Below are 578 nucleotides of genomic sequence, written 5' to 3' on the forward strand. Positions count from 1 at the left end.
AAGACTGCAACGCTTTTAGCTGTGCCCGTAACTGGGCAATTTCAGCCGCCATATCCATGACCATTGCTGCGCCTACGAGATTTAGTCCCAAATCCTGACGCAAGCGTTGGATCTGAGCAATTCGCGCAATTTCTCGTGAGTGCAGCATTGAGCCTTTCGGTTCGATCAATCCGAGTTGCACAAATTGCTCAATTACAATCGTTGAAGTTTGGGTAACAGAGGCTGCATACTCAAATGTATAAAGGCGATCGCCTTCATGGGAAACAACTGTACTGGAGAGGCTAAACTCGCTCATAACCTTAATCCTTCTAATGCAGTACGTGGGTTAAAGCTGCTATTCGCCTGAATCTTTTCATAGCAATCCTGCTCAATTTCGCTTAACTCTTTCGGAGAGACGATTTGAAGTTTCACAATTAAGTCAGTTCGCCCGCCTTTTGGTTGCGTCCAGCCTTTTCCTCGCAGCCGCAGCGATTGACCGGAACGCACGCCTTTCGGAACGCTCAATGTGACGCTACCCTCTGGTGTTGGTACTTGAATTTGAGCGCCTAAGACCGCTTCATCTGGACGAATGGGAACTT

The 578-nt window shown here is 47.9% G+C and carries 2 protein-coding genes; both read right to left on the bottom strand.

Features of this window, described 5'->3' with window-relative positions:
- On the bottom strand, window positions 1–295 hold a 295-nt coding region (locus tag G1O98_RS38540; protein WP_163939732.1), incomplete at its 3' end, for a chaperone modulator CbpM.
- Window positions 292–578: DnaJ C-terminal domain-containing protein (locus G1O98_RS38545; protein WP_275941826.1), on the bottom strand; the 287-nt coding region annotated here is incomplete at its 5' end. The genes G1O98_RS38540 and G1O98_RS38545, both read right to left, overlap by 4 nt.

The organism is Nostoc sp. UIC 10630, from assembly GCF_010747425.1.
In the GTDB taxonomy this organism is placed as follows: domain Bacteria; phylum Cyanobacteriota; class Cyanobacteriia; order Cyanobacteriales; family Nostocaceae; genus Nostoc.